General features: G+C 74.5%; 18 protein-coding genes, 1 pseudogene and 1 riboswitch. Of the genes and pseudogenes, 6 read left to right on the plus strand and 13 right to left on the minus strand.

Translation table 11 applies throughout. The features are described 5' to 3' along the window. Nucleotides 1–81: 81 nt before the first annotated feature. From ACIQD7_RS22550 to ACIQD7_RS22565, 4 genes are all read right to left on the minus strand, one after another. Nucleotides 82–1,590 carry a precorrin-2 C(20)-methyltransferase gene (locus ACIQD7_RS22550; RefSeq protein ID WP_402443715.1) on the minus strand — a complete coding sequence of 503 codons (1,509 nt, stop codon included), beginning with the start codon at nt 1,588–1,590 and terminating at the stop codon, nt 82–84. Then, nucleotides 1,587–2,237, minus strand: coding sequence for a precorrin-8X methylmutase (locus ACIQD7_RS22555; RefSeq protein WP_402443717.1), 651 nt, complete (start codon nt 2,235–2,237; stop codon nt 1,587–1,589). Before ACIQD7_RS22555 ends, ACIQD7_RS22550 begins: the two co-directional genes overlap by 4 nt. After that, nucleotides 2,234–3,466 (minus strand): cobalamin biosynthesis protein CobG, encoded by a 1,233-nt coding sequence (locus ACIQD7_RS22560; protein ID WP_402443817.1) that lies wholly within the window; start codon nt 3,464–3,466, stop codon nt 2,234–2,236. The genes ACIQD7_RS22555 and ACIQD7_RS22560 overlap by 4 nt, the downstream gene beginning before the upstream one ends. 120 nt (nt 3,467–3,586) lie before the next feature. Then, the gene (locus ACIQD7_RS22565; RefSeq protein WP_402443719.1) at nt 3,587–4,033 is read right to left on the minus strand and encodes a hypothetical protein; all 447 of its coding nucleotides are present in this window, start codon (nt 4,031–4,033) and stop codon (nt 3,587–3,589) included. 224 nt (nt 4,034–4,257) lie between these two features. Next, nucleotides 4,258–4,337: riboswitch (cobalamin riboswitch) on the plus strand. 58 nt (nt 4,338–4,395) lie between these two features. Here ACIQD7_RS22565 and cobN point away from each other — a divergent pair. Next, a complete protein-coding gene (gene cobN, locus ACIQD7_RS22570; RefSeq protein WP_402443721.1) occupies nt 4,396–8,013 on the plus strand; it encodes a cobaltochelatase subunit CobN in 3,618 nt (1,205 codons plus the stop codon). A 38-nt stretch (nt 8,014–8,051) separates the two neighbouring features. Here cobN and abc-f read toward each other — a convergent pair whose 3' ends face one another. Then, complete coding sequence (gene abc-f, locus ACIQD7_RS22575; protein WP_402443723.1) at nt 8,052–9,647, minus strand: ribosomal protection-like ABC-F family protein; 1,596 nt, start codon at nt 9,645–9,647, stop codon at nt 8,052–8,054. A 139-nt stretch (nt 9,648–9,786) separates the two neighbouring features. Next, entirely contained in the window at nt 9,787–10,134 is a 348-nt protein-coding gene (locus ACIQD7_RS22580; protein ID WP_402443724.1) for a DoxX family protein, read from the minus strand. A 92-nt stretch (nt 10,135–10,226) separates the two neighbouring features. Here ACIQD7_RS22580 and ACIQD7_RS22585 point away from each other — a divergent pair, with 92 nt between their 5' ends. From ACIQD7_RS22585 to ACIQD7_RS22600, 4 genes are all read left to right on the plus strand, one after another. Then, nucleotides 10,227–10,673, plus strand: coding sequence for a MarR family winged helix-turn-helix transcriptional regulator (locus ACIQD7_RS22585; protein WP_402443725.1), 447 nt, complete (start codon nt 10,227–10,229; stop codon nt 10,671–10,673). Nucleotides 10,674–10,876: 203 nt separating this feature from the next. Continuing rightward, nucleotides 10,877–11,752: an alpha/beta fold hydrolase gene (locus tag ACIQD7_RS22590; protein WP_402443727.1), complete on the plus strand. Its 876-nt coding sequence runs from the start codon at nt 10,877–10,879 to the stop codon at nt 11,750–11,752. 140 nt (nt 11,753–11,892) lie between these two features. Then, nucleotides 11,893–12,846 (plus strand): hypothetical protein, encoded by a 954-nt coding sequence (locus tag ACIQD7_RS22595; RefSeq protein WP_402443729.1) that lies wholly within the window; start codon nt 11,893–11,895, stop codon nt 12,844–12,846. Nucleotides 12,847–12,848: 2 nt separating this feature from the next. Continuing rightward, nucleotides 12,849–13,205: a GntR family transcriptional regulator gene (locus ACIQD7_RS22600; RefSeq protein ID WP_121832900.1), complete on the plus strand. Its 357-nt coding sequence runs from the start codon at nt 12,849–12,851 to the stop codon at nt 13,203–13,205. 79 nt (nt 13,206–13,284) lie between these two features. On the opposite strand, the gene ACIQD7_RS22605 is transcribed toward ACIQD7_RS22600, so the two are convergent. The 4 genes and pseudogenes from ACIQD7_RS22605 to ACIQD7_RS22620 all read right to left on the minus strand — a co-directional run. After that, nucleotides 13,285–14,244, minus strand: a complete 960-nt coding sequence (locus ACIQD7_RS22605; RefSeq protein ID WP_402443731.1) for a D-2-hydroxyacid dehydrogenase family protein — start codon at nt 14,242–14,244, stop codon at nt 13,285–13,287. Between the two features lie 42 nt (nt 14,245–14,286). Beyond that, nucleotides 14,287–14,724: a hypothetical protein gene (locus tag ACIQD7_RS22610; RefSeq protein ID WP_121832899.1), complete on the minus strand. Its 438-nt coding sequence runs from the start codon at nt 14,722–14,724 to the stop codon at nt 14,287–14,289. Further along, entirely contained in the window at nt 14,721–16,187 is a 1,467-nt protein-coding gene (locus ACIQD7_RS22615; RefSeq protein ID WP_402443733.1) for an APC family permease, read from the minus strand. The genes ACIQD7_RS22610 and ACIQD7_RS22615 overlap by 4 nt, the downstream gene beginning before the upstream one ends. A gap of 201 nt (nt 16,188–16,388) precedes the next feature. Continuing rightward, nucleotides 16,389–16,736: pseudogene (locus ACIQD7_RS22620) on the minus strand (MerR family transcriptional regulator); the annotation flags it as partial. Nucleotides 16,737–16,840: 104 nt separating this feature from the next. Here ACIQD7_RS22620 and ACIQD7_RS22625 point away from each other — a divergent pair. Further along, on the plus strand, nt 16,841–17,200 hold the full coding sequence (locus tag ACIQD7_RS22625; protein ID WP_121832897.1) for a hypothetical protein: 360 nt from the start codon (nt 16,841–16,843) through the stop codon (nt 17,198–17,200). Nucleotides 17,201–17,278: 78 nt separating this feature from the next. Here the strand turns inward: ACIQD7_RS22625 and ACIQD7_RS22630 are convergent, their stop codons facing one another. The 3 genes from ACIQD7_RS22630 to ACIQD7_RS22640 form a co-directional block, all read right to left on the minus strand. Further along, a complete protein-coding gene (locus ACIQD7_RS22630) occupies nt 17,279–17,539 on the minus strand; it encodes an SCO5918 family protein (protein WP_391055355.1) in 261 nt (86 codons plus the stop codon). Between the two features lie 60 nt (nt 17,540–17,599). Continuing rightward, nucleotides 17,600–17,845, minus strand: a complete 246-nt coding sequence (locus ACIQD7_RS22635) for a hypothetical protein (RefSeq protein ID WP_402443735.1) — start codon at nt 17,843–17,845, stop codon at nt 17,600–17,602. A gap of 123 nt (nt 17,846–17,968) precedes the next feature. Further along, on the minus strand, nt 17,969–19,396 hold the full coding sequence (locus ACIQD7_RS22640) for a DEAD/DEAH box helicase (protein ID WP_402443737.1): 1,428 nt from the start codon (nt 19,394–19,396) through the stop codon (nt 17,969–17,971). Nucleotides 19,397–19,541: the final 145 nt, after the last annotated feature.

A 19,541-nucleotide genomic window follows, 5' to 3' on the forward strand; every position in this document is an offset into this window, starting at 1 on the left:
CGGTACCGACCGCCGTCGCACCGACCACCGACCGCCGCCGCACGGATCAGGGCCTTCCGGCCCCGATCCGGCGGACGGGACCTACCCGTACCGCCTCGGCGTCCACGCGATCGTCCGGCCGTCCGCCCGCTCGACCGCCCGCGTCTGGGAGGAGCCGATCAGGAGGAGGGTGCGCATGTCGACCTCGGAGGGGTCCAGGGTCTTCAGGGTCAGGACCCGGACGGACTGCTCGGGGCCGCCCACGTCGCGGGCGACGACCACCGGGGTGTCGGGGGAGCGGAGTTCCAGGAGGAGGTCGCGGGCGGCCGCCACCTGGTGGGTGCGGGACTTGGAGCCCGGGTTGTAGAGGGCGATGACCAGGTCCGCGCCGGCTGCCGCGCGCAGCCGGTCCGCGATCACGTCCCAGGGCTTGAGGCGGTCGGAGAGCGAGATCGTCGCGTAGTCGTGGCCGAGCGGGGCGCCGGCCGCCGCCGCGGCCGCGTTGGCGGCGGTCACCCCCGGGAGGACCCGTACGGGCACGTCCGCGTACTCCGGTTCCGACGCCACCTCCAGGACCGCCGTCGCCATGGCGAAGACGCCCGGGTCGCCGCCCGAGACGACCGCGACCCGGTGTCCGCGCCGGGCCAGGTCGAGGGCGAACTCGGCGCGCTCCGACTCCACCTTGTTGTCGGAGCCGTGCCGCCGCTGCCCGGGGCGGAGCACCGGCACGCGGTCCAGATAGGTGGTGTAGCCGACCAGGTCGTCCGCGTTGACGAGCGCGCCGCGCGACTCCGGCGTCAGCCAGGGCGCGCCCGCCGGGCCGGTGCCGACCACGACGACCTCGCCCCGCTCCCGTACCGGGGGCTCCTCGTCGACGCGGGAGGGCAGGACGGCGACCGAGAAGTACGGGACCGACTCCGGGTCCACGTCCGCCAGGCGCTCCGTCCGCTCGCCCGCCATGAACGCCCGCTCCACGTACCGCGCGTCCTCCAGGCGGCCCGCCCGCTCCAGGGCCCGCCGCACGGTGGGGAAGGTGCGGCCGAGCTTCATCACGACCGCCGAGTCCGTGCCCGCGAGCCGGGCCGTCAGCTCGTCCTCCGGCAGCGTGCCCGGGACGATCGTCAGCACCTCCTCCGCCTCGCACAGCGGCTCCCCGAGCCGGGCGGCGGCGGCGCTCACCGAGGTGACACCGGGGATGACGGTCGTGTCGTAGCGGTGCGCGAGCCGCTTGTGCATGTGCTGGTACGAGCCGTAGAAGAGCGGGTCGCCCTCGGCGAGGACCGCGACCGTGCGGCCCGCGTCCAGATGGGCGGCGAGCCGGGCCGCCGCCTCCTCGTAGAAGTCGTTCAGGGCGCCCCGGTAGCCACCGGGGTGGTCCGTGGTCTCCACCGTGAGCGGGTACACCAGGCGCTCCTCGACGTGGTCCTCGCGCAGGTGCGGGGCCGCGATCGAGCGGGCGATGGAGCGCCCGTGGCGGGCCGAGTGGTAGGCGATCACGTCGGCGGACGCGATGGCCTTCACGGCGGCGAGGGTGAGGAGGTCGGGGTCGCCGGGCCCGAGCCCCACGCCGTACAGCTTGCCGACGGTGCTTCCGGCCGGGTTCCCGGTCACTGCTGGATCTCCGCTTCGTGCGCGAGGGCGTTGAGGGCGGCGGCCGTCATGGCGCTGCCGCCGCGCCGGCCCCGGACGACGAGGTGGTCGAGGCCGAGGGTGTTGGCGGCGAGGGCGTCCTTGGACTCGGCGGCGCCGATGAAGCCGACGGGTATGCCGAGGACGGCGGCGGGCCGTCCCGCGCCCTTCGCGACCATCTCCAGGAGGTGGAAGAGGGCGGTGGGCGCGTTGCCGATGGCGACGACGGAGCCTTCGAGGCGGTCGCGCCACAGTTCGAGGGCGGCGGCGGAGCGGGTGGTGCCCAGCTCGGCGGCCAGGGCCGGGACGGCCGGGTCGGAGAGCGTGCAGAGCACCTCGTTGTCGGCGGGCAGCCGCTTGCGGGTGACGCCGCTGGCGACCATCCGCGCGTCGCAGAGGATCGGCGCGCCGGCCCGGAGCGCGGCGCGGGCGCTCGCGACGACGCCCGGCGAGTACGCGATGTCCTGCACGAGGTCGGTCATGCCGCAGGCGTGGATCATCCGGACCGCCACCTGGGCGACGTCGGCGGGCAGGCCCGTGAGATCCGCCTCGGCGCGGATCGTGGCAAAGGAGCGGCGGTAGATCTCTGTGCCGTCCTTCTCGTAGTCGAACATCCTGTTCTCGCTCATCTCGTTGTACGGGGCGCGGTGCGGGCCGTGGTGACCGCGGGGGCCAGGTCGGTGCGGGGGACGGGGGCGCCGTCGACCAGGTAGCCGCCGCCGGGGGCGGCGAGGACGTCGACCCAGTCGCCGTGCGGGTGGCCGCAGCGGCGCTCGCAGCCGGAGTAGTGGACGGGCAGGCCGGGGCGGCCGGGGACCGCGTCCGCCCGGACGTCCGCGAGGGACTTGGCGCAGCCGGGCCGCCCGGTGCAGGCGCTGACGCCGGCCCAGGGGGAGTCGGGCCGGGTGATCAGGCCGTGCGCCTCCAGGGCGGGCAGCCGGGCGGGGTCCGTCCCGGCGACGACGGCGCCGCGCCAGGGCGTGAGCCGCACCTCGTCGGCGGGCAGCAGGGCCCGCAACCGGCCGGCGGTGAGGCGGCCGAGGGGGGCGAGGACGTGGAGGGCGGCGGGTCCGAGGGGGCCGGGGGCGGGCGGCGGCCCCTGCGGCAGGACCGCTTCCGGCACCTCCTCCGCCGCGAGCGCCTTCCGTACGTCTCGTACGTCGAGCCCTGAGCCCTCCGGCAGCTCCCGTACGCGCCAGGCGCCGGTGCCGGCCGCGCGGGCGGCGGAGAGGAAGGCGCGGGCGGCGGCGAGGGCGGCGCGGGGGGCGTCGGCGGCGGCGACGCGGACGGCCCGGCCGCCCATGTGCAGGTGGGCCGCGTCCGGGGCCACTGCGACCAAGGTCACATCTCCGCCGAGGCCTGTGACGTCGCCGCGGCCGTCGTCCAGGACGAAGAGGAAACGGCCCGAGAGCCCGGCGGCCCAGGGCGCGGCGCAGAGCCGTTCGTCCAGCTCACGGGCCCACAACTGCACGTCGGCCGCGCCGAGTCCGTCGAGCCCCGAGGCCGGGGAGGCCACGATGTTGCGGACGCGCTCGTGGGTGGGGGAGGGCAGCAGGCCCGCCTCGGCGAGGAGCGGCGCGAGCTCCGCGCCGCAGCCGTCGGCCAGGCCGCGCAGCTCGGCGTTCCCGCGCGAGGTGACGCTGATCCGCCCGTCCCCGAGGGCCTCGGCGGCGTCCGCCAGGACCTCGACCTGACGTGCCGTCAGACGCCCTGCGGGCAGCCGCAGTCGGGCCAGGTGCCCGTCGTCTGCGGAGTGCAGCCGCAGCGCCCCCGGACAGGCGTCACCGCGCTCCCGCACACGGGGTGCGCCGGGGGCGGGCGTCGGGGACGGGACGGGCGGCGGCATGGCGGCGAGCATACCCACGGGAAAACCGGCGGCCGGCGGGGTGTGACCGGCCTGACTCGGGGCGCCGAGGCGCGTACGCGGGGCTTGGGCGCCGGAGCCGCGGCGGGCGTGCGCCGGCCTCCGGCCCCGTACCTAGGTCGTTCTGTTCAAGGTCGCGAGCAACGCGCTCACCGCCAGGACGGGGACGAGCAGGGTGGTGTAGATCCAGACGGAGGAGAGGCGGTCCATGGTGATCTTCTCGCCGGTCAGCAACTGGGCGAAGTACCGCCGGTACATCCGGCGCCGCAACGGGAGCAGGGCAATCGCCATGGACACGACCGCGACGCCGTACAGGAACAGGTAGAGCCCGTCCTGCTGCCCCGACAGCAGATCCAGCAGGACGACCACGGCGAAGAAGGCGGGAATCCACGCGAAGACGACCCGGCCGGCGGTCTTCCTCAAGCTTTCCGCCTTGTCCCGCAGCTCCTCCGGCGCCTCCTCGACGGCGACGGCGGAGAGCCTCTCCACCGTCATCATGAACACCACGGTCGCCATGACCCCGATCAACCACCACGTGTGCTCCGGTATCGAGAACAGCACCGCCCACCTCCTTCCCCTCCACCGGCCCGCGCCGGACGACACCAGCATCGTCGGCGGCCCCGCACCGCGCACTGCCGGTGCCCGGCAGTCTTCGGCTCCCGTTCCTGCGCGGCTCCGGATCCGGCTCCCGCTCCGGTGTGATCCGCCCGACCCCCCCCGCTCCCTCCGGCGCCCGGAACCCACGATCTAGGATGCAGAGCGGCATGGGGTCCCAGGACCCCGGGGAGGAAGCCCGGTGAGATTCCGGCGCGGTCCCGCCACTGTGAGCCGGCCCGGCACCCCCGGGGCGGTGAGTCAGGAACTCCTGCCGTCCACACGACCACCCGGGGCGCGGACAACCCCGAGGAAGGCCTGCGCTCGCCATGCTCCTGCTGCTGTCGCACTCCGACACCGACCTGCTCAGCGCCCGCGCGGCCGGCGGCCCGGTCGCGTACCGGTTCGCCAACCCGTCCCGGCTCCCCCTGGCCGATCTCGACGGCCTCCTCGACGGCGCCGACCTCGTCGTCGTCCGGCTCCTCGGCGGGCTCCGTTCCTGGCAGGACGGGCTCGACGCGATCCGCGCCGCCGGAAAGCCGGTGGTCGTGCTCAGCGGCGAACAGGCGCCCGACGCCCAGCTGATGGAGGCCTCCACCGTGCCCGTCGGCGTCGCCACCGAGGCGCACGCCTACCTGGCGCACGGCGGCCCCGCCAACCTGGAGCAGCTCGCCCGCTTCCTCTCCGACACCGTCCTGCTCACCGGCCACGGCTTCGAGGCCCCGGCCGCCGCCCCGACCTGGGGCCCCCTGGAGCGCACCCCGAAGGCCACCGACGGCCCGACGATCGCCGTGCTCTACTACCGCGCCCACCACATGAGCGGCAACACCGCCTTCGTCGGCGCCCTGTGCGACGCGATCGAGGACGCCGGCGCGCGGGCCCTCCCGTTGTACGTGGCGTCCCTGCGCGCGCCCGAGCCGGAGCTGCTCGACCGCCTCCGCACCGCCGACGCGATCGTCACCACCGTCCTCGCGGCGGGCGGCACCAAGCCCGCCGAGGCGCAGGCCGGCGGCGACGAGGAGGCCTGGGACGCGGGCGCGCTCGCCGCGCTCGACGTGCCGATCCTCCAGGCCCTGTGCCTGACCGGGTCCCGCGCCGCCTGGGAGGAGAACGACGAGGGCCTCTCCCCGCTGGACGCCGCCAGCCAGGTCGCCGTCCCCGAGTTCGACGGGCGCCTGATCACCGTCCCGTTCTCCTTCAAGGAGATCGACGAGGACGGCCTGCCCGCGTACGTGGCGGACGCCGAGCGCGCGGCCCGCGTCGCCGGGATCGCCGTGCGGCACGCCCGCCTCCGGCACATCCCGAACGCCGAGAAGAAGCTGGCGCTCGTCCTCTCCGCGTACCCCACCAAGCACTCCCGCATCGGCAACGCCGTCGGCCTCGACACCCCCGCCTCCGCCGTCTCGCTGCTGCGCCGGCTGATCGAGGAGGGCTACGACTTCGGCCCCGCCGAGGACCTGCCCGGTCTGGTCTCGGGCGACGGCGACGAGCTGATCTACGCCCTCATCGAGGCCGGCGGCCACGACCAGGACTGGCTGACCGAGGAGCAGCTGGCCAAGAACCCGGTCCGCATCCCGGCCGCCGACTACAAGCGCTGGTACGCGACCCTCCCCGAGGAGCTGCGCACCCACGTGGAGGAGCACTGGGGCCCGGCGCCCGGCGAGATGTTCCTCGACCGGTCCCGGAACCCGGAGGGCGACATCGTCCTCGCGGCCCTGCGGCGCGGGAACCTGCTGGTCCTCATCCAGCCGCCGCGCGGCTTCGGCGAGAACCCGATCGCGATCTACCACGACCCGGACCTCCCGCCGTCCCACCACTACCTGGCGGCCTACCGCTGGATCGCGGCCCGCGCCGAGGACGGCGGCTTCGGCGCCGACGCCATGGTCCACCTGGGCAAGCACGGCAACCTGGAGTGGCTGCCCGGCAAGAACGCCGGCCTCTCCGCCGCCTGCGGCCCGGACGCGGCCCTCGGCGACATCCCGCTGGTCTACCCGTTCCTGGTCAACGACCCGGGCGAGGGCACCCAGGCCAAGCGGCGCGTGCACGCCACCCTGGTCGACCACCTGGTGCCGCCGATGGCCCGCGCCGACTCGTACGGCGACATCGCGCGCCTGGAGCAGCTCCTCGACGAGTACGCGCAGATCTCCTCCATGGACCCGGCGAAGCTGCCCGCGATCCGCGCCCAGATCTGGACCCTGATCCAGGCCGCGAAGCTCGACCACGACCTGGGGCTCGAAGAGCGCCCGGAGGACGACGGGTTCGACGACTTCCTGCTGCATGTCGACGGCTGGCTGTGCGAGGTCAAGGACGCCCAGATCCGCGACGGCCTGCACGTCCTCGGCGGCGCCCCGGCCGGTGAGGCCCGGGTCAACCTGGTCCTCTCCATCCTGCGCGCCCGCCAGATCTGGGGCGGTACGCAGGCGCTGCCCGGTCTGCGCGAGGCCCTGGGCCTGGACGAGTCGGCCGCGACCCGCACCACCGCCGACGAGGCGGAGACGAAGGCGCGCGAGCTGGTCGAGGCGATGGAGGCCGCCGACTGGGCGGTGGAGGCGGTCGAGTCGGTCGCGGCCGACCACGGCCCCGACGTGCGGGCCGTGCTGCGGTTCGCCGCCGAGCAGGTCGTGCCGCGCCTGGCCGCCACCACCGACGAGCTGGCCCACGCCGTGCACGCGCTCAACGGCGGCTTCGTCCCGGCGGGCCCGTCCGGCTCCCCGCTCCGGGGCCTGGTCAACGTCCTGCCGACCGGCCGCAACTTCTACTCCGTCGACCCCAAGGCCGTCCCCTCCCGCCTCGCCTGGGAGACCGGCCAGGCGCTCGCGGACTCGCTCCTGGAGCGCTACCGCACCGACAACGGCGACTGGCCGACCTCCGTGGGCCTCTCCCTGTGGGGCACGAGCGCGATGCGCACCGCCGGCGACGACGTCGCCGAGGCGCTGGCCCTGCTCGGCGTCCGCCCGCTGTGGGACGAGGCCTCGCGCCGCGTGAACGGCCTGGAGCCGATCCCGCTCGCCGAGCTGGGCCGCCCGCGCGTCGACGTCACCCTGCGCATCTCGGGCTTCTTCCGCGACGCGTTCCCGCACGTCATCGGCCTCCTGGACGACGCCGTACGGCTGGTGGCGGGCCTGGAGGACGAGTCCGCCGAGGACAACTACGTACGGGCGCACGCGCAGGCCGACCTGGCCGAGCACGGCGACGAGCGGCGCGCCACCACCCGCATCTTCGGCTCCCGGCCGGGGACGTACGGCGCGGGCATCCTCCAGCTGATCGACTCCCGCGACTGGCGCACGGACGCCGACCTCGCCGAGGTGTACACGGTGTGGGGCGGTTACGCGTACGGGCGCGGGCTCGAAGGGCGCCCGGCGCGGGCCGAGATGGAGACCGCGTACAAGCGGATCGCGGTGGCCGCGAAGAACACGGACACGCGCGAGCACGACATCGCGGACTCCGACGACTACTTCCAGTACCACGGCGGCATGGTCGCGACCGTCCGCGCGCTCAAGGGCACGGCCCCCGAGGCGTACATCGGAGACTCGACCCGCCCCGAGACCGTCCGCACCCGCACCCTGGTCGAGGAGACCTCCCGGGTCTTCCGGGCCCGCGTGGTCAACCCGCGCTGGATCGAGGCGATGCGCCGCCACGGCTACAAGGGCGCGTTCGAGCTGGCGGCGACCGTCGACTACCTCTTCGGGTACGACGCGACGACGGGCGTGGTCGCGGACTGGATGTACGACAAGCTGACGCAGGAGTACGTCCTCGACCCGGAGAACCAGGCCTTCCTCAAGGAGGCCAACCCCTGGGCCCTGCACGGCATCGCGGAGCGGCTCCTCGAAGCCGAGTCGCGCGGCATGTGGGAGAAGCCGGACCCGGAGACGCTGGCCGCGCTGCGGCAGGTGTTCCTGGAGACAGAGGGCGACCTGGAGAGCGCTGCGGATTCCTCCGACGACTAGGACACACCGGTGAGGACACGGCGACCAGGACACGGCGACTAGGACATCAGGGCGGCCTCCGGGGCCAGTTCGAGCACGCGGCCCCGGAAGCCCGCCCGCAGTCGCCGGTCGTGGCTGACGATCACCAGCGTGCCCCGGTACGCGGCGAGGGCGGCCTCGATCTCCTCGACCAGGCCCGGGGCGAGGTGGTTGGTGGGCTCGTCGAGGAGGAGCAGGTCGGCGGGCGAGGTCACGAGTCGGGCCAGCTCCAGCTTGCGGCGCTGCCCGACGGACAGGTGCCGGACGGGGGTCGTCAGGTCGCGGGCGGAGAAGAGCCCGAGGGTGAGGAGCCGGTCCGCGCGGTCCGCCCCGAAGGCCTCGGCCACCGTACGGGGGTCGGTGGGCGGGGCCGTCTCCTGGCGGAGCAGCCCGACCCGGGCGGGGGCGCTCACGACGCCCGCGTCCGGGGCGAGTTCGCCCGCGAGGACCTTCAGGAGGGTGGTCTTCCCGGCGCCGTTCGGCCCGGTGACCAGGAGCCGTTCGCCCGCGTCGAGGTGGAGGGCGTCGAGCCGGAGCCGCCCGTCCACCCGCACGTCCGCGAGGTCCACGGGCGCGCCCGCCCCCGTGAGGTCCGCGCGGAACGTCAGGGGCTCCGGCGGCGCGGGCACGGGGTGGGCGGCGAGCCGCGCGAGCCGCTCGCGGGCGGCCCGGATGCGGCTCATGGCGCCGTGCGCCCGTGACCGGGCCCGGAAGGCGCCGGCCCCGCTGAACGCGGCCGGGGCCTTGCGGGGGATCGCGGAGAACCGGTCGATGTGGGTGTCCGCGAGCGCCGTGTACCGGGCCAGTTCCTCCTTCCACTCCTCGTACTCCCGCACCCTGCGCGCCCGTTCGGCGGCGCGCCCGGCCAGGTAGCCGGCGTAGCCGTCGCCGTAGCGGCGGAGGGTGCGGCGGTCCTCGTCGACCTCCAGGACGGCGGTGGCGACCCGGTCGAGGAAGACGCGGTCGTGGGAGACGGCGACGACCGTGCCCCGGTGGGCGCGCAGCCGGTCCTCCAGCCAGGCCACGGCCTCGTCGTCCAGGTCGTTGGTGGGCTCGTCGAGCAGCAGCAGTTCGGGCTCGGCGGCGAGCACGGCGGCGAGGGCGAGCCGGGACCGCTGCCCGCCGGAGAGCGTTCCGAGTGGCCGGTCGCGGTCGAGCGGCCCCCGCTCCCCGAGCCTCCGCAGGGTCGTCTCCACCCGCCGGTCGGCCCCGGCGCCGCCCCGGGCCTCGTAGGCGGCGAGCAGCCGGGCGTACCCGTCGAGGTCGCCGGTCGCGGCGAGGTCCGCCTCGGCGGCCCGGATGGCCCGTTCGAGCTCCCGGACGTCCGCGAGGGCGCGGTCGACGGCGTCCCCGACGGTGGCGGTCGGCGGGAGGTCCAGGGTCTGGGCGAGGTGCCCGAGACCGCCGGGGGCGTGGACGTCCACGCTGCCGTTGTCGGGGGCCTCCAGGCCGGCGAGCAGCCGCAGGAGGGTGGACTTCCCGGAGCCGTTGTCCCCGACGACCCCGAGCCGTTCCCCGGCCCTGACGGAGAGGGAGACGCGGTCGAGCACGGTCCGGGACCGGGCGTCCGTGGCGTCGTAGCGCTTGGTGACGTCGGTGAGTTGGGCACGGAACAAGGGCTGTCTCCTGTACGTCGACGACATGGGCGAGATGCGACGAGACGTCTCGTCTCGTTGTGTCGAAGGTACAGCAGGGGCGAGCTCCCCGCAAGACGTTCCGTCTCGTTGGGTTCGCGCGCGTCCGGTCGGCGGTGGGTCAGGCGGAGGCTATGCGCAGGACCAGGGCGGCCGCCGCGAGCAGCGCGAGGACCACGACCGGGGCCACCACGTAGTCCTTCGCGCGCAGGTGGGTGACGAGGGCGCCGAGGAAGTAGAGGGTCACGCCGATCGCCGCCGCCACGCCGAGCGCGGGCACGGCCAGGCCCACGAGGAGGCCGATCGCGCCGGCCGCCTTCGCGGTCGCGAGCCAGGGGAACCAGGACTCAGGGACGCCGAGGTTGGCCATGCTGCCGGTGATCTGCGGATTGCGCGTGAAGGTGAAGAGGGCGGAGGCGGAGAGCGCGAGGGCGAGCAGGACGGCGACGACGGCGTAGGCGATGAACATGGGGACGCTCCAACGATAAGTCAGCAACAATCGTTGAACTGTATCAACGATTTCCCTCGCTCCACAATAGGGCCGCTGTTACGGTGGATGACATGGCAGCAGTCCTCCCGAACGACCGTCTCGGCTTCCTCCTCTCCTTCCGCGGAGAACTCACCGGCGCGCGGATCCGCGCCGCCCTGGGCGTCGCCGGACTGCACCCGAGGAGCGTGATGACGCTCATGCAGCTCGCCCCCGGGGCCATGAGCCAGCGGGACCTGGCCGCCGCCATGGAGGTCGACCCCAGCCAACTGGTCTCGATCCTGAACGAGTTGGAGGACCAGGGGCTCGCGGAGCGGCGGCGCGACCCCGCCGACCGGCGCCGGCACATCGTGAAGATCACGGAGACGGGCGCGGCCGCCCTGGAACGGGTCGACGCGGCGGTGGGCGCGGCGGAGCGGGAGCTCTTCGGCGGCCTCACCGACGCCGAACAGGCGCTGCTGCGGAGCCTGCTGGACCGGGTGGTGGTCGACCCGGCCGGTCACGAGTGCGGGGCCGAGTAGGTACGCCCTGATCCGACGGCCGGATGGCCGGACGGCCGGACGGCCGGACGGCTGGGTGGCCAGGCGGTCGGGCGGTAGGCCGGGCGGCCAAGCGGCCGGGCGGCCGGGCGGTAGGACGGGTGGCCAGGTGGCGGGGCGGCCGATGAGTTTCGACGCGGACGGGAGTCCACCCCCATGACAGTCCCACCACCGAGGAGACCGCCATGGCCGAGACCGACACCAGGACCCTGGACACCGCCGGAGCCGTCCTGCGCTACGACGTGCGCCCCGGCACGGGCGCCGGTGAGCCTCCCCTTCTGCTCATCGGTTCTCCCATGGACGCGACCGGCTTCGCCACCCTCGCCTCCCACTTCCCCGACCGGACCGTCGTGACGTACGACCCGCGCGGGGTGTCCCGCAGCGTGCGGACCGACGGGGCGGCGGAGACGCTCCCCGAGGAGCACGCCGACGACCTGGCCCGGCTCGCCGAGGCGCTCGGCGCCGGCCCCGTGGACGTCTTCGCGAGCAGCGGCGGCGCCGTCAACGCCCTCGCCCTGGTCGCCCGGCGCGGCGACCTGGTGCGCACCCTCGTCGCGCACGAGCCCCCGCTGGCCGGGATCGTCCCGGACCGGGAGGCGGCCCTCACGGCCTGCGCGGACATCCGCGACACCTATCTGCGGGAGGGCTGGGGGCCGGGAATGGCCAAGTTCCTCGCGCTGGTGAGCCACCTGGGCCCCGTGCCCGCCGACTGGACCGAGCGGCCCGCCCCCTCCCCGGAGGCGTGCGGGCTGCCGACCGAGGACGACGGCACCCGCGAGGACCCGCTGCTCGGCCAGAACATCCGCGGCTGCACCTCCCACCTCCCCGACTTCGCCGCCCTGCGCACCGCGCCGACCCGGATCGTCGTCGCCGCCGGGAAGGAGTCCGAGGGCACGCTCGCCGCGCGCGCCGCGCTCGCCGTCGCGGAGGGCCTCGGGATCCCGCTCACCGTCTTCCCCAGCCACCACGGCGGCTTCCTGGGCGGCGAGTTCGGGCAGCACGGCGCCCCGGAGGAGTTCGCCGGGGCGCTCCGGACGGCCCTGGAGGGCGACGGCGACTGATCCGGCCGCCGCTCGGCGCGGCGGCGGCAACCGACTCGGCCCTTCGGCGCGGCGGCGGTCCCCACCGCCGCCGCGTTCGCGTGGCCGGCCCCCTTCCCAAGGCTCATTGTTCTAGTAGAGTGCGAACAAGGGAGGTTTTCATGAACCGCGCCACACCTCGTCTCCGCGCGCTCGCCGCGCTCCCCTTCGTCCTCGCGCTCACCGCGTACCCGCTGGTGTTCGCCCTCTGGTACGACCGGCTCCCCGACCCCCTCGCCACCCACTTCGGCACCGAGGGCGGGGGCCGCGCCGACGGCTTCACCGACCGCGCCGCCTACGCGGCCGTCAGCACGCTCCTGCTCCTCGGCCTCGCCGTCGGCTGGCACTTCTTCGTCCGCCGCACCGCCCTGTGGGGCGCGTGGGCCACCGCCGGCTTCACCGGGACGCTGCTCGTCCTGATCCTGCGGGGCAACCTGGACGCCACCGACCCGGCCCAGGTGGTCTCCCCGCTCGCCAACCTCACCGTCGCGGCCGCCGTCGCCGCCGTCCTCGCCCTCGCGGGCCGGGCCCTGACACGGTTCGTCCCCGAGGAGGAGCCGGTCCCCGGCCCCGGCACCACGGACGGCCCCCGGCTCCCGCTCGGCCCGAGCGAGGTCGCCGGCTGGTCCCGCGCCACCGGCTCCCGGCCGCTCACCGTCCTCGCGGTCCTCGCCCTCGCCGCCGTCCCCGTCACCCTGCTCCTGGCCCCGTGGCCCGAGGCCTGGCCCGCCCTCCTCGGCCTGGTCGTCGGGGTGCCGGGACTCGCCCTCGCCCGCGTCCGGGTCACCGTCGACCGGCGCGGCCTCACCGTCCGGCCCGCCCTCGTCCCCCGGCCCCGCGTCCGCGTCCCGCTCGCCGAGGTCACCGGCGCCACCGTCCGCGACGTCGACCCCGTCGCCGAGTTCGGCGGCTGGGGCTACCGGGTGTGGCCGCAGCGCACGGGCGTCGTCCTGCGCTCCGGCGAGGCCCTCGTCGTACGGCGGGACAGCGGGCGCGAGTTCGCGGTCACCGTGTCCGACGCGCACACCGCGGCCGCCCTCCTCAACGCACTCGTCGAACGGCGTGGGAGGCTCTGACCGTGCTCTTCCGCGTCGACCCGGCCTCGGCCGTCCCCCTCGGTGACCAGATCGCCGCCTGCGTCCGGGGCGCGCTCGCCGACGGCTCGGCCGCTCCCGGCGAACGCCTCCCGGCCGCCCGGGAACTCGCCGACTCCCTCGGCGTCAACGTCCACACCGTCCTGCGCGGCTACCAGCGGCTCCGGGAGGAGGGCCTGATCGAGCTCCGCCGGGGCCGGGGCGCCATCGTCGTCCCCGGCGCCACCGCCCCCGACCGGGCCCGGCTGGTCTCCCGGCTCCGCGAGGCGGCGGCCGAGGCCCGCGAACTGGGCCTCACGGAGGAGGAGTTCCTGGACCTGGCCCGTACGAGCCTGGGGTAGGGGGGCCCGTACCCCGGGCGGACCTCGCGCCCCGGGGCCCGTACCCGTACGCCCGCCCCCGCCCCCGTACCCCCGCCCCTCAGCCCAGCTCGCGCACCGGCGTCCCCGCCAGGAACGCCTCGACGTCCTCCACCGCCTGCCCGAAGTACCGCCCGTAGTTCCCCTCCGTCACGTATCCGAGGTGGGGGAGGGCCAGGACGTTCGGCAGGGTCCGCAGGGGGTCGTCGGCGGGCAGCGGCTCCGTGTCGTAGACGTCGAGGCCCGCCCCCGCGATCCACCCCTCGCGCAGCGCCCGCAGCAGCGCCCCGCCGTCGACCAGCCCGGCCCGGGAGGTGTTGACGAGGTACGCGGACGGGCGCATCGCCCGCAGTTCGGGCTCCCCGACCAGGCCCCGGGTGCGGTCGGAGAGCACCAGGTGCAGCGACACGAAGTCGCCCTCCGCCATCAGCTCCCGCAGGTCCTTCACGTACCGCGCGCCGTGCTCGGCGGCCCGCTCCTCCGTCAGGTGCGGGCTCCAGGCGGCGATGTCCATGCCGAAGGCGAGGCCGATCCGGGCCACCTTGGCGCCGATCTTGCCGAGGCCGACGAGCCCCAGGGTCCGGCCGGCCAGGTCGGCGCCGACGGTGGACTGCCAGGGCCCGCCCTCCCGTACCGCCCGCGCCTCGGCCGGCACGTGCCGGGCCAGGCCGAGCAGGAGCGCCCAGGTCAGCTCGGTCGGCGGCGTGGAAGAGCTCTCCGTGCCGCAGACGGTGACGCCCCGGGCGCGGGCGGCGGCGACGTCGATCGAGGCGTTCCGCAGGCCGGAGGTGATCAGGAGCCGCAGCCGGGGCAGCCGGTCGAGCAGCGCCGCGTCGACCGGCGTCCGCTCCCGCATGACGACGAGGATCTCGCAGTCCCCGACCGCGTCGACCAGGGCGTCCCGGTCGTCGAGGTGCTCGCGCAGGACGCGCACCTCGACGCGCCCGTCGAGCGGGCTCCAGTCGGCGGAGGACAGGGCGACGCCCTGGTAGTCGTCGAGTACGGCGCAGCGCAGCTTCATGAGGCCCATGATCGCGTACGCGCCCCGCCGTCCGCTCTCCCCTCACCTGCGTACAGTGCCGTCGGTCTTGAGGTCCGCCAGTTCCTCCTCGAACTCGTCGAGCTTGTCGGGGCAGTAGACCTTCAGGACGATCCGCTCGGCCTCGACGGCCCGGTCGTCGGAGATGACGGGCCGCTGGCCGGGCCCGGTGGCGCCGTTGGACTGCTGGATCTTCCACAGCGCCGTCTTCAGGGCGTTGCCCGGCGCCTCGCAGACCTGCCCGCCGTCCGTGCCGAGCAGCCGCTCGACGGTGTCCGTGTCGGGGGACGGGTATCCGGCCCTGACCAGCTCCTCCTGGAGCTGGTTGGCCTTGGAGAGCGTCTCGTTGTTCCGCTTCACGGACTCGTAGCGGATCAGGCCGGTGACGACGAGGGCGACCAGGATCAGGATCGCGCCCCAGTAGATCCACCGGTGCTCGGAGGCGAAGCGGGTGGGGCTCATGCCTGCTCTCCCTCGGTCGTCTTCGGGACGGCGGCCGTGCGCCAGTCCGGCTTGCGGAACTTCAGGAAGAGCGCCGGGATCAGCAGGCCCAGGATCACCAGGCCGCCGCCGATGACGAGCACGTACGACCAGACGCTGCTGCCGCCGAACTGCGACGGCGGGACGAAGCCGATGGCGAGGGCCGCCAGGGAGGCGAGCAGGCCGACCGAGCACAGCAGGCCCAGGACGGGCGCCCGGTAGCCGCGCGGATGGTCCGGCTGGGTCTTCCGCAGGCGCATCGCGGCCACGAACATCAGCAGGTAGACGATCAGGTACACCTGCGTGGTGATGGTGGAGAAGATCCAGTACACGCTCGACACGTTGGGGATCAGCGCGTAGAGCAGGGCGATGACCGAGGTCACGACGCCCTGCGTGACCAGGATGTTCTGCTGGATGCCGTACTTGTTGAGCTTCTGCAGGAACGGCGGCAGGTAGCCCTCGCTGCGCGAGATCTCCAGGAGGCCCTTGGACGGCCCGGCGAGCCAGGTCAACATGCCGCCGAGGGAGGCGGAGATCAGCATGACGGCGGCGATCGGGGTCATCCAGCCGACGTGGAAGTACGAGAAGAAGGCGTTGAAGGCCTGCATCACGCCGGCCGTCAGGCTGAGCTGGTCGGCGGGGACGACCCAGCTGATCGCGAGCGCCGGCAGGATGAAGATCAGCAGGACCAGGCCCACCGCCAGGAACATCGACTTCGGGTACTCCTTCGCCGGGTCCTTGAGCGAGGAGACGTGCACGGCGTTCATCTCCATGCCGGAGTACGACAGGAAGTTGTTGACGATCAGGACGAGGCTGGCGAGGCCCGTCCACTGCGGCAGCAGGTGGTTCGCGTCCATCGGCGCGGCCGACGCGTTGCCCTGGCCGAGGAAGACCATGCCGAGGACGACGAGGACCGTGCCCGGCACCAGGGTCCCGATGATCAGGCCCCAGCTGGAGAGCCCGGCGAGGGCCTTCGTGCCGCGCGAGGAGACCCACACGCCGGTCCAGTACAGGACCATGATGACGATCGCCGTGTAGACGCCGTTCGACGCGAGGGAGGGGTCGATGACGTACGCGATGGTGGAGGCCACGAAGGCGAGCAGGCTCGGGTAATAGAAGATCGTCATCGCGAACTGGCACCAGACCGCGAGGAATCCGAGCGGCTTGGAGAGGCCCTCGGACACCCAGCGGTAGACGCCGCCGCTCCAGCCGGAGGCGAGCTCGGCGGAGACCAGGGCCGTCGGCAGCAGGAACACGACGGCCGGCACGAGGTAGAGGAACACGCAGGCCAGGCCGTAGACGGCCATCGTCGGCGCGGCCCGCAGGCTGGCCACCGACGCGGTCGTCATCAGGGCCAGCGTCACCCAGGTGAGGGTGGTGGGCGCCGGTCGCGTCGCCGCCGCCCGTGGTCGGGGAACGTCGGCCGGGGTGTCGATGCTGCTCATGGGCCCTCCGTGCGTCGCGCGTCGGACGATCACCCCACGCTCCGACGGCACCGGGGGCCCGGCAACCGGAGACGCCCGGACGGGCTAACGGTCCTCGTGACGCCCGGCGGACCCCTCGGGAGGCTCCTCGGCGGACTTCTCGACGGACTCCTCAGGAGGCTCCTCGGCGGACTTCTCGGGGGACTTCTCGACGGACTCCCCGCTGGAGCTCTCGGGGGGCCGTTCCGCGGCCCGTTCCGCCGCACGCCGGTACTCCGCGTTGATGCGCTGGGCCTCCTCCAGCTGGTCCTCCAGGATGACGATGCGGCAGGCCGCCTCGACCGGGGTGCCCTGGTCGACGAGTTCCCGGGCGCGGGCCGCGATCCGCAGCTGGTAGCGGGAGTAGCGGCGGTGGCCGCCCCCGGAGCGGAGCGGGGTGATCAGGCGGGCCTCGCCGAGGGCGCGGAGGAAGCCGGGGGTCGTGCCGAGCATCTCGGCGGCCCGTCCCATGGTGTAGGCCGGGTAGTCGTCGTCGTCGAGTCGGTCGCCGAGCGGATTGTCCGCTGTCATCTGCACCTCTTCTGGGGAACGCTTCGGGGCCCGGGCGCCGTGCGGCACCTGGGCCCCGGAGGAAATTCAACCACCGGAGGGCGCGCCGCCTAGAATCGGCTCTCATGTCGAAGCCTGACGAACTGCTGATTGACATCGCCGCCACGGTGGAGTCCGGGCAGAGCAATCAGATGTCCCTGACCGTGGTCGCGGGGGGCGTGGTCATCACCGGGCGCCTGGCCCCCGAGGCCCTCTGGAGAGAGCGGGTGTCGGAGGTCCTGACGGACTCCGCCCGGCTCGGTGAGTTCTCCGGGGTCTTCAAGCCCTCCGAACGGAAGGAAGACCCGCCGACGCACCTCCACTTCCACCTGGCCCGGATCCTCCAGGGCACGGTGGGCATCCCCGAGACGGGCGGGATGTACCGCGTCGCGATCGCGGACGTCAGCGCGTGGACGGTGGGCGACTTCCGGTACTCCGACCACTGAGCCGCCGACGGACGAACGAGGAGGGCCCGACCGGCACGTGCCGGTCGGGCCCTCCTCGTTCTCGTTCCCGGTGCGGGGTCAGACGGTCCCGGCGGCCGTCTCCGCGGGGAACGTGCCGCAGGTGAAGCCGAGACGGGTCATGGCCCGCACGACCTCCCCGGCGCTGAAGTCGCGCCGGTCCTGGCGGGTGACGACCTCGCCGACCTGCTTCGCGGGGTACTGCCGGCGGCCGACGGTGACGAACTCACCGGTGCCCGGCTCGGGCTTGACGCCCTTCATCGAGTCCAGCACGCCGCTCTTCGTCAGGTCGAAGGGGAAACGGGCGATGACACAGCGCATGATGCCTCTCAGGGGGTGGCGGGGGAGTGCGGGCGGGAAGGGACGGGAGGGGAGGACGGCTCAGCGGGCGGCCGCGACGTCGCCGACGACGTCCCGGATCCGGAGCCGGTCCGTGTACGAGGAGGCGGCGCGGGCGGCGGTGAGCTGGGCCCGGGTGACCAGGCCGGCGGGCCGGTCGTCGCCGTCGCGGACGAGCAGCTGTCCGGTACGGGCGGCGGCCATGACGGACAGGGCCGCCTCGACGGTCAGGTGGTCGGGCGCCTGCGTCGCGGCCTCGTCGGGGGAGGTCCTGCGGAGCGGTGTCATGAGGTGCCTCCTGCGGGCAAAGGACGGGGACGCCGTACGGGGGACTCCGTACGGGCGCGACCGGTCGGGGTGCCGGGTGCGCCGGGTGGGGTCGGGTGGTCCTCCGGGGGCGCGGTCGGGGCGTTACGCGGAGGGCGCGGGACGGCGGCCGGTCCGGCGGGGGCGGCGGGTCCGCCGGGAGCGGGTGGGGGCGCCGTCGCGGCGGCGTTCGGCCGCGGGGGCCGTGAGGACGACGGGGACGCCGGACGGGGCCTGCGCGCCGGTGATGCGGTGCAGCTCGTCCCCGCCGGAGCGGACCTCGGTGACGCGGGGCCGGATGCCCGCGTCCGCCATGAGGCGGACCATGCCCCGGCGCTGGCTCGGGGTGACCAGGGTGACGACGCTGCCGGACTCGCCCGCGCGGGCGGTGCGGCCGCCGCGGTGCAGGTAGTCCTTGTGGTCGGCGGGCGGATCGACGTTGACGACGAGGTCGAGGTGGTCGACGTGGATGCCGCGGGCGGCGACGTTCGTGGCGACGAGCACGGAGACGTGCCCGGTCTTGAACTGCGCCAGGGTGCGGGTGCGCTGCGCCTGCGACTTCCCGCCGTGCAGCGCGGCGGCCCGCACGCCGCTGAGGAGCAGGTCGCGGGTCAGCCGGTCGACGTCGTGCTTGGTGTCGAGGAACATGATCACGCGCCCGTCGCGGGCGGCGATCTCCGTCGTGGTGGCCTGCTTGTCGGAGCCGTGGACGTGCAGCACGTGGTGCTCCATCGTCGTGACCGCGCCGGCGGACGGGTCGACCGAGTGGACGACCGGGTCGTTCAGGTAGCGGCGTACGAGCAGGTCGACGTTGCGGTCCAGGGTGGCGGAGAACAGCATCCGCTGCCCCTCCGGCCGCACCTGGTCGAGCAGCGCGGTGACCTGCGGCATGAAGCCCATGTCGGCCATCTGGTCGGCCTCGTCGAGGACCGTGGTCTCCACCCGGTCGAGGACGCAGTCGCCGCGGTCGATCAGATCCTTGAGGCGGCCGGGGGTCGCGACGACGACCTCGGCGCCGGAGCGGAGCGCGCCCGTCTGCCGGCCGATCGACACCCCGCCGACGACGGTGGTCGTCCGGAGCCGCAGCGAGCGGGCGTACGGGGTGAGGGCGTCGGCCACCTGCTGGGCCAGCTCCCGGGTGGGCACGAGGACCAGGGCGAGGGGCCGCCGGGGCTCGGCGCGCTTCCCGGCGGTCCGGGCGAGCAGCGCCAGGCCGAAGGCCAGGGTCTTCCCGGAGCCGGTCCGGCCGCGCCCCAGGGCGTCACGGCCCGCGAGGGTGTTCGGCAGGGTCGCGCCCTGGATCGGGAAGGGCACGGTCATGCCCTCGGCGGCGAGGGCGGCGAGCAGCGGGGCGGGCAGGTCGAGCGCGGCGAACGTCTCGACGGGCGGCAGCGCGGGGGTGACCGTCCGGGGGAGCGCGAACTCGGCGGGCGGGCCCGAGGGCGTCCGGCCCCCGCCGCCGGGACGGGTGCGGCCGCGGGGCTGCGAGCGGGCGGAACGGGCGGAATGCGCGTGCGTACGTGTGCGGTTCATGGCGAACCTTCCTCGATGCGGCACGTATCAAGGAATTCCCGCGGCGGAAATGCGGCACGGACAATCGCGAGACAAGCCGGACCGAAATGAGAGGGGTCCTTCTATGCAAAGAGCTGGGGCCCGCACCCCAAGGTGCGGGCCCCAG

The sequence above is a fragment of the Streptomyces sp. NPDC093071 genome, from assembly GCF_044754545.1.
GTDB lineage: Bacteria > Actinomycetota > Actinomycetes > Streptomycetales > Streptomycetaceae > Streptomyces.

Bases quoted from the DNA above. Each gene is read 5' to 3' on its own strand.
- ACIQD7_RS22555 (WP_402443717.1), bottom strand. From the start codon at position 2,237: ATGAGCGAGAACAGGATGTTCGACTACGAGAAGGACGGCACAGAGATC.
- ACIQD7_RS22560 (WP_402443817.1), bottom strand. From the start codon at position 3,466: ATGCTCGCCGCCATGCCGCCGCCCGTCCCGTCCCCGACGCCCGCCCCC.
- cobN (WP_402443721.1), top strand. From the start codon at position 4,396: ATGCTCCTGCTGCTGTCGCACTCCGACACCGACCTGCTCAGCGCCCGC.
- ACIQD7_RS22580 (WP_402443724.1), bottom strand. From the start codon at position 10,134: ATGTTCATCGCCTACGCCGTCGTCGCCGTCCTGCTCGCCCTCGCGCTC.
- ACIQD7_RS22585 (WP_402443725.1), top strand. From the start codon at position 10,227: ATGGCAGCAGTCCTCCCGAACGACCGTCTCGGCTTCCTCCTCTCCTTC.
- ACIQD7_RS22590 (WP_402443727.1), top strand. From the start codon at position 10,877: ATGGCCGAGACCGACACCAGGACCCTGGACACCGCCGGAGCCGTCCTG.
- ACIQD7_RS22595 (WP_402443729.1), top strand. From the start codon at position 11,893: ATGAACCGCGCCACACCTCGTCTCCGCGCGCTCGCCGCGCTCCCCTTC.
- ACIQD7_RS22605 (WP_402443731.1), bottom strand. From the start codon at position 14,244: ATGAAGCTGCGCTGCGCCGTACTCGACGACTACCAGGGCGTCGCCCTG.
- ACIQD7_RS22610 (WP_121832899.1), bottom strand. From the start codon at position 14,724: ATGAGCCCCACCCGCTTCGCCTCCGAGCACCGGTGGATCTACTGGGGC.
- ACIQD7_RS22615 (WP_402443733.1), bottom strand. From the start codon at position 16,187: ATGAGCAGCATCGACACCCCGGCCGACGTTCCCCGACCACGGGCGGCG.
- ACIQD7_RS22625 (WP_121832897.1), top strand. From the start codon at position 16,841: ATGTCGAAGCCTGACGAACTGCTGATTGACATCGCCGCCACGGTGGAG.
- ACIQD7_RS22630 (WP_391055355.1), bottom strand. From the start codon at position 17,539: ATGCGCTGTGTCATCGCCCGTTTCCCCTTCGACCTGACGAAGAGCGGC.
- ACIQD7_RS22635 (WP_402443735.1), bottom strand. From the start codon at position 17,845: ATGACACCGCTCCGCAGGACCTCCCCCGACGAGGCCGCGACGCAGGCG.
- ACIQD7_RS22640 (WP_402443737.1), bottom strand. From the start codon at position 19,396: ATGAACCGCACACGTACGCACGCGCATTCCGCCCGTTCCGCCCGCTCG.